At 41.8% G+C, this 7,671-nt stretch carries 6 protein-coding genes; all 6 read right to left on the reverse strand.

The annotated features are described in order from the left end of the window. Window positions 1-377 precede the first annotated feature (377 nt). Window positions 378-2,288, reverse strand: coding sequence for a TonB-dependent receptor domain-containing protein (locus FYJ73_RS15255; protein ID WP_235899416.1), 1,911 nt, complete (start codon window positions 2,286-2,288; stop codon window positions 378-380). A gap of 206 nt (window positions 2,289-2,494) precedes the next feature. Then, window positions 2,495-2,836 carry a cysteine peptidase family C39 domain-containing protein gene (locus FYJ73_RS16265; protein ID WP_154535600.1) on the reverse strand — a complete coding sequence of 114 codons (342 nt, stop codon included), beginning with the start codon at window positions 2,834-2,836 and terminating at the stop codon, window positions 2,495-2,497. Window positions 2,837-2,844: 8 nt separating this feature from the next. Further along, window positions 2,845-4,923 (reverse strand): porin family protein, encoded by a 2,079-nt coding sequence (locus tag FYJ73_RS15265; protein ID WP_154535601.1) that lies wholly within the window; start codon window positions 4,921-4,923, stop codon window positions 2,845-2,847. Continuing rightward, window positions 4,920-6,254, reverse strand: coding sequence for a radical SAM/SPASM domain-containing protein (locus FYJ73_RS15270; protein WP_154535602.1), 1,335 nt, complete (start codon window positions 6,252-6,254; stop codon window positions 4,920-4,922). Before FYJ73_RS15270 ends, FYJ73_RS15265 begins: the two co-directional genes overlap by 4 nt. A 107-nt stretch (window positions 6,255-6,361) precedes the next feature. Continuing rightward, window positions 6,362-6,592, reverse strand: a complete 231-nt coding sequence (locus FYJ73_RS15275; RefSeq protein ID WP_154535603.1) for a hypothetical protein — start codon at window positions 6,590-6,592, stop codon at window positions 6,362-6,364. A 334-nt stretch (window positions 6,593-6,926) separates the two neighbouring features. After that, on the reverse strand, window positions 6,927-7,535 hold the full coding sequence (locus FYJ73_RS15280; protein ID WP_154535604.1) for a GLPGLI family protein: 609 nt from the start codon (window positions 7,533-7,535) through the stop codon (window positions 6,927-6,929). Between the last annotated feature and the right edge of the window lie 136 nt (window positions 7,536-7,671).

A 7,671-nucleotide genomic window follows, 5' to 3' on the forward strand; every position in this document is an offset into this window, starting at 1 on the left:
CCAAGGGAAACCTTGGTACTGCGCCATCTTAATTGCCAAAACGCATCAATAATGCTACATCTTAATTGCCGAAGAATGCTATATGTTATTTTTCTTAAAAATGTTGCATGAAAATTTGCTGATTACAACGATTCTCCGCCTTGTATGCAACGGGAAATAAGCACTCGGCAAGGTTCCTCAATATGAAAAGAAGAATCATGCACAACGTAAAGACAATGCAGTAGGTGATAGCAAAGTATTATATAGCACCCTTTAAAGCCAATGGTCTTCTTCTGAAAGCACTCGCCATCAGAGGAAGACCATTGACTTCATTCATAAGAAACTTAAACATGCCCTTATTATCATAGAGCACCATTGCTAATTGAGCCGAAACAAAATTACATGGTGCGCTGGATAATATTCTCATTCTTTCGGCTGGTTCTCACGTTCACCTCTTTATTGAAGATTGTATAGGTGACTGTGAGCTCTATGCCCTGCATGTCGTTCTTACCTCTTGTTCCCCAATCTACATTGTTGAATCGATACCGTATATTGTTGTAGTTGGCTTTGCCTAATATATCATTGACGGTCAGGTTGACATTCAACTTGTTTTTCAGCAATGAAGCAGTAACGCCCATGTTCCAGCTTTGCACACTCTTCTGATTGTACAGCAGGTATTCATTTCGTCCTTGAAAGGTATAATCCGTAGACAGATAAATAGTGGGCGTCAATGCATAATTAATATTCACCTGTCCGTTGAATGCTGTCTGGTCATTCTTATATTCCTGTCCTTTATATACATATTCACCATGAGGGAACACCACCTCGCCCTCACAGGAAAGCTCAAGATTACCAACAGCCTTGGAGTATTCCAGTATGACTCTGAAATCGCTTACATTCTTCATATTCATCGTATAGGAGGTCAGGATATTACTCGCTGCGTCTATCGGTTCAAGCACACTCACAAGCGGATGCTTCCGATAGGTATAGCGCAGAGAGAGCGTGAAGTCTTTCCATGAAGTGCTCAGCGTGTATCGGTCCATGATCTCGTTTTCCAGATCGGTGTTTCCGCGGCTATACAAGAGAGAGTCTTGATACACCAGTCCGGAATTGAGCTGTGAGAAGTTGGGCTGCGTCAGGTATCTTCTGTAATTCAGTTGGAAGAACCAGTCGTCATTTGGCCGGTACTTGACGGTGAAGACCGGGCAGAGTGTAGAGAAGTGCTGCTTGAATTGGTTTTCGGTAGCTTCGGTTCCGGCGACACTGGTAATCGATCTGTGCACATACTGATACCTTGCGGCCGGTGTGACCGTCCACTTGCCGAAGGTCTTGGATAAGGACAGATAAGCTTGTGGATTTGATTCTTTGACCCCGATGTTATTGATATAGTTCTGAGTACTCAGATAAGGGATCTCAGAGTTTGTCTTCGCCTTCGAGTCGACATAGTTATATATGAATCCCCCTAACGCATTGATATTCCATGGAAGACTGAAGCTGTTGTCAACGGTGGTAGTGTATACGTTGTAGCGATTGTGGCCGCGGCTCTTGGTGAGCGTTGACACGTCGGTGCCGCTTTCCAAGGTCTGTGTATGATGATTGGAATTGGTAGTAGCAATTTCCTGTGTAACGTCGAGATGGTAGTGGTTGCCCCGATACGCATATTGCAGTGTTCCACTGTGAATGTTTTCCAGGTTTCTTCCCTTTCGGTTGATATCTCTCAGTTGCTCCAGCGTCTTCCAGCTTGTCAGATTAGTGCCATTGGCCTTATTGTCCTCGTCGCTGAACAGATAGAAATAATACAATCCCAGTCTGCTCTTTTTGTTGAGCTGATAATCGGCGGAGAAGTTCACCTTATGGCCGATCGTTGCGATCGGCGTCTCCCGCTTTTGCTCGGTCGAGAAAACATCGTCGCGATAAATGTTTCTAAAATAGGTTTCCTTATTCTTGTTGCCATCGCGTCCGCCCATATAGGAGAGACTGGCTGAGAATTTCTTATATTGCCCCATGATATTGAACAGCCCAGCGTCGGAGAACATCCTTGTCTGTTTCGTGTAGTTGCCGACATTGAGAAACAAAAAGTCGTTCATATGTTTGATGGTGGAGATGAAAATGACGGGCTGACCGTTGGGGCTATACTTGGCAGAGGGTGCGCGGTCAATTTCTATGCTTTTGATATTGTCGGCCTGTAGCGTTGACAACACCTTGGCGTCAGAGAGAATACGTCCGTCTAAAACGTATATAGGCTCTCCCATGCCATTGACTTCCACGTTTTCGTTGACCGAGTGCAGCCCGGGTGTGTGGTATAACATTCTTGTGGCATTTCCCATTTTTGCCAACACCGTATTGGCTACTTGTATTTTGGTTACGCTGCCTTTCGTTCTCACATGGGGGGTATGTCCTTTCACCACCACACTGTCCAGTTCGATTGTTGTGAAGTTTGCACGATCCTTTATTTCATTTTGTGCGAAGCAAAATGAAATAGAAGAACAGAATGCTAATAATGCAATAATTCTTTTCATTTACTCGAATATTCATATTTGTAAAAGTCTGGGAGAATTTCAGATAGATTTCTTTTGTATATTGAACAATATTTTTTGTTTTGCCCCCAATTTTTATTTCTGTCTATAGGACATCCTCCACCGCAGATGGGGAAAACATTGCAATTGACGCATTCGTCAGATTCAAACGGATTGTGGCCAAATATACCAAGCAGCGATACGCCTTCTGCTGTGGCATGACAAAGCTCCGACAGCCGCTCCATGGACAAGTCGTTGTCATAGTACCTGCACACCATTTTGAGGCAGGCGATACCGCACATCATGGAGTCGGGCTGATGGATATATGGGAATCCTGTCATCTTACAAATTACAGAGCACTTGATTTTCTGGTTCCGTCAAACCCCATATTGTCACCGTGATTGATCTTCTTTCCAAAATCAAATGTATAGGTTGCCGTCAGGCTCAGGTATCTGCCATCCGACGGTCGACTCAGATATCGGTTATAACTGTAATACTCTGAATTGAGGTAAGTCTTCACCCATCCATCATTTCTCAGTAGAGAGTTGACCTGCAGCTTGACGAAAAGGTTACCCTTGGAATATTGGACACCCAAACGCAAGTTATCGGAGAACTTGCTCATCTGAGAACTGCCGCGCATATAGCCATAGCCTGAACTAATGCCGTAAGAGACATTGGCGGTCCAGTTTTTAGCTATGTCACAATACACCGAAGGGTACCATCCGAAGTATCCATTGTTGACACGGAAGATGCCATTGTGCCATTCGTGCACATAAGACACCTCACTATTGATCTTCAACTTACTGTTGAGTAACGATAGAGAAGGCGTTATATGGAAGTATATCGGATTGAAATCGCCACTATTGATCATCTCCTTGACCATGAGTCCATCGATCTCATGCCAATAGGGGACGATGTCGTGAATGATATTGTCCCAGCTGAATGATGCGTTGAGCGAGAAATTGTTAGTGGGCATCCATGTATACGACAGCAGCGCAAAAGCCTGTCGCACTGTCTTTAGTTCAGAATTACCGCGGCTTCCCTCCACCTCGTTGTCTTGTCTGACCACAGAGTTGTAATAACTCGGTACGATGTCGGTCTGTGTAATGTTTCCTCTGATGTAGAAAGAATGCTTGGAACCGATTCTTCCACTAATAGTCAGTGATCCATTGACGTAGGGTGTCGTTTTCGTGCTTAAGTCGTTGACCTTATATCGTTGTACAGGTACATAGGCAATAAAAGAACCATTCCACGAGTTGGAAAACTTATGGTTATACCGAAGATAGAAATTCCAATAGGAGTTGTTGAGCCTCTGGAATGTCCCGTTGGTGCCGCAATACTGCGTACGATAATATTCTGTGTCATAGGAGACTATAGCGGTCAGGTCGTTTTTCTTGTACAAGGGCGCGTTATAGGTCAGGCTGACACTGGGCAGATAGGCATCCTCACTGTAACCATTGAAAATGTTCTTTGCCAACAAGTCACCATACCGATATCGACTGTTTGACCTGTTGTGGTTATATGAGAACGACAGATATCCTATCAACTGCGATCCCCTTGGCAGCTCTTTGATACGGAAAGAATAGGTGGCATAGGGCACCAGACTGTGTGCCGATGCTTCATCTTTAGATTCCGATGCCGTCTCATCATTGTAGAGCAGTCGGCTTGACGTGACGTTGGTAGGCTTTCTGCCATATCTCAGTCCTGTTTGGAGCATCCAGATGAGTTTGTTGCCATCATAGCGCATACTAAAGCCCCCAATGTAGCTCTGTTGCTTGTCCTCGGAGTCTGACCACGCCTTCCTGTTGAGCAGGTGCCCGTCAAGATAGGTATAAGTGGTGTTGCTGTTGTTGACGATATCCTCAACGTGATTATAGGTCGCTTCCGCGATTGCCCTGTAAGTCATTTTCTGCTTGCGCAGTTTCATGACCATGTCATAATCCCCCACATTATAAATGAAGTTTTGCATGCCCTCCAAAGCCACATAACCACCATAGTCATATTTACGGAGGATAAAATCAACGACAGATGTATAGCCCTTGTAACGCGGATCTGATGGCGACTGGAGAAACCTCACACAAGCCACTTCTTTCGGTCGTATCGATTTCAGTTCCCAGTCTTTGGCCTCGGCACCGTCTATGAATACATGCACATCTTCCCTATACACGGTTTTGATCGTCTTGTCCATCACGTCCACCTTCAGACCTGGCATCATCATCCTTGAGAGCAAGGTGTATGGGTCAGCTGAGCGTCGACGCTCTTCCGGCGTCGGTATGTATTCTACGCCATCTGTTATAGCCTTGTGGTTCTCTGACACCACCGTTACCTCTTTCAAGACATGTGTTCTCAGAGAATCCTGAGACCACCCTGCCAAAGGGTAGACCATCATGGACATGGCAAAAGCAATATTCAAATCGAATCTCATCATTCCTGGTTCTCTAACAAATATCTCATTTCAAACTCGTAGCCCAAATATGTATTGATTGGAATATCAATGGAATGCATACAGCAGATGCTGTCGGAAAATCCACCCTCTTCAAGGTATTTTTGAGAACATGGTCCCATACATACTGGAAGCATCTTGCATCTCAAGCAATTAGAATTATTGAAAGTGACAAGTTTTAATCTTTTTTCTTCACGCTCGTTTGTCCATCTTATTTCTCCGGCTTGGTTGATAATGCCTTCTTGGGTATCCTCGTCTAAAGTTCGTCCATTGCATTTGTGAATAGTACCATCATAATTAATAATTAAGAAGCTGTTTGAATCTGATGGACAAGAAATGCTTTTTCGTTTAAAGACACCATGTGTTATTGTAAAGCCTTTATTGAACAACTTTTTAAATGCATTAATAAGTAAAGTTCTCTGCTCCACATCTACCAATGCTCTTGTTTGCCATACCCTTTCAAGATGAATTCGAACCTTTGTTTTATCTAAGTCTTCAATATCCTCAATTAGTGAATCTAAATTCTTAAGAGTTGAGTTATCATAATTAATCCTTAAAGTAATCAAAGGGTCGTCTGAGACATCATGGTTAGGCAATCTTTGAGAAAGTACATGAATTGCTTTTATTATTTGCTCATAAGTACCTTTGCCACTATTTTTCCAAACTCTAACATTGTCATGCTTTTCTCTATAACCATCAATGGTTATCTGAAAATAAGGATTTAATTCCTTCATTTTCTCAATGATTGATTCAGTCATGAGGGATGCGTTGGTAACAAAAAAGGTAGAGAAAGCTTTTGCTTTGGATTCACATATCTTTTTAATTCCCTTTGCAAGAGGATAAGCAATGGAAGAAAAGTTCATTAAAGGCTCGCCTCCAAAGAAACCGACATGAATGGCTTCATATTTGTCGTCTGACAAGACCTTATTGACATAATTTAGGACTGGTTCAATTACGGCCTCAGACATCTTGGTCCCTTGCTTATGCGATTCATAACAATACCAACATTTGAGATTACAATCTTGTGTAGGATAAAGCATCAGATATAATCTTTTATCACGAAATTTTGCTGCTTCATATCTTTTCTTGATAAGATCAAGCTCATCGATGGCATCATCTATTAGCATGCCCAAATCTTGTAATTTAGCAAAAGTTTTAGGAAATGCAATACGAAAATTTTCTGGATCAAAAATTCCACTCCCCAAACGATTTGCCACTTCCTGAGAAACTCCCAAAAAATGGTCGCTGAAAGAATTATAAATAATAGTAAATCCTTTCTGTTTGATTGGAATGTTATAATAGCTACGTTTTAGCATATAGAGTATGTATTATCACATAGGGAAAGCAAATAAGCCACTTGCCCTATGTGAAAATTATGATAATAGTGTATCACTCCGGAAAAAATCTGTAAGCAAACTTTAATTTATGGGTTAGAACCCGAAGCGTTACCTGTATCCAATGTACCTTTTTTGATTACAGCTCCGCCCCCACAGTCATTTCCACAATCATTTCCACAATTTGATCCACAGTTGTGCCCACAATTACTTCCACAAGTAATGTTGTCACCGAGACCACCGCGCAATTCTAACATCTCGGAATCCTTTAAAACTATTGCATCTAAAGGATTTCCAGAAATCGTATTATTTCCCTTCATATTAATTTGTCTAACAGTTAACACGTTCTATTAATACTTCCTGACAATTTTGCCTTTAATAGTATGTAGTTCCTATATTATAGTTTTACACCTCCTTCTTTTTAATATTGCTTCTCATATCTATCTCATTCTTTATTTAAAAGAGATCAAAAATGTCTCTCATGCCCTCCTCGTTTTCTTAAATTCAGATTATCGGTTACAAAAGTAAACAACATTATCGAAACTTCAAACACTTTTGCTATTAAAGTTTCATAAAACTTTATATTTATAATTAGTACTCTCGTTTACCTGCTTCAGTTTCTGCACTTTAAGCCGCGTCGAGTTCAAAGCCTTTTTATTCAACTTCCATAGGGGTGTTGACATGAGTCTTTATACCGATGCATTCAAAGGAAAACTGTCCTTTCTTGTCTTTGGCATATAGTATCATACCCGGCAATCCGCCAAGTTTCCATGGGCCGTCATGAATGGGTATGGACATAGCATACCATGCATACCATGTGCGCCCTCTGAAAGTACATTCCGCTTTTTTACAAGGGTTGTCTAAGATCAGGGTGTCACCTGCGACTAAATTCCAATTCATTTCCGGCATATTCTCCGAATAAATGAAGTCCTTATAAAGCGCAGTAATGACAGTCAGGCCCCTTCTATTTGGATAATGTTTAATGTCTTCTTCGTTGTACAGGCTTGTCGGACCTTGCTGAGCAAGAAAGTCATTTGCAGAGCCTCCTGAAGCCTTGATCTTCTTCCATAATTCATCATTATCTTTCTGCCAACGACTGTAGCAATAGGTAACGCTGTCACCAATATCAACACTAAGTTCGTCATCATACTGTTTTTTAGATGTTTCAGCTAACGTTCCCTTTATTGCGTATGAGAACCGATAGCGCACAGTATCAATCAGTGGTTGCTGGGCAAACGCAGAAACAGCTATAAGCAATAACAATATAGTAAATAGTGTTCACTGAATTAATATTTCGCTCCACACGGGTCTAAAAAATTCAAAGCCCCGCTTATACCCACACAGAAGAAAATGAAGCCAGAAATCGAATTTCTCAAAGAGACAAAGACAAAGTTCCCTA

Origin of the sequence: Hallella mizrahii (assembly GCF_009695775.1) — a bacterium.
Taxonomy (GTDB): domain Bacteria; phylum Bacteroidota; class Bacteroidia; order Bacteroidales; family Bacteroidaceae; genus Prevotella; species Prevotella mizrahii.

Coding starts and splice junctions, on each gene's coding strand:
- FYJ73_RS15255 (WP_235899416.1), bottom strand. CDS start 2,288: ATGTTATACCACACACCCGGGCTGCACTCGGTCAACGAAAACGTGGAA.
- FYJ73_RS16265 (WP_154535600.1), bottom strand. CDS start 2,836: ATGACAGGATTCCCATATATCCATCAGCCCGACTCCATGATGTGCGGT.
- FYJ73_RS15265 (WP_154535601.1), bottom strand. CDS start 4,923: ATGATGAGATTCGATTTGAATATTGCTTTTGCCATGTCCATGATGGTC.
- FYJ73_RS15270 (WP_154535602.1), bottom strand. CDS start 6,254: ATGCTAAAACGTAGCTATTATAACATTCCAATCAAACAGAAAGGATTT.
- FYJ73_RS15275 (WP_154535603.1), bottom strand. CDS start 6,592: ATGAAGGGAAATAATACGATTTCTGGAAATCCTTTAGATGCAATAGTT.